Below are 246 nucleotides of genomic sequence, written 5' to 3'. Positions count from 1 at the left end.
CAGCCGGTCGCGCTCGGCCAGGATCGCATCCGCAGGCTGGGCGGCGGCGACATCGACCGCGCGCCTGAACAGCTCGCTGCCCCAAGACAAGGTCTTGTCCCATGCTCGGTTCGACCGCACCACGAACAGTCCCAGCTGCTGAATAAGCCTGTTGGGCACGGTGACAGGCGCATCCTCGGCGAATGGATCGATTTGCTGATCGTGATCGTGGAAATATCGAGCGATGTCAACCGAAAGCGTATCGCG

At 62.2% G+C, this 246-nt stretch carries 1 pseudogene; it reads right to left on the bottom strand.

The features are described from left to right. Nucleotides 1–246 (bottom strand): annotated as a pseudogene (locus KVT32_RS31055) (chromosome partitioning protein); the annotation flags it as partial.

It is taken from the genome of Achromobacter sp. GbtcB20 (assembly GCF_019091095.1).
In the GTDB taxonomy this organism is placed as follows: domain Bacteria; phylum Pseudomonadota; class Gammaproteobacteria; order Burkholderiales; family Burkholderiaceae_B; genus Achromobacter; species Achromobacter mucicolens.
Note: the sequence above shows the minus strand (reverse complement) of the source record. Positions and strands in the feature narration are given on the sequence as shown.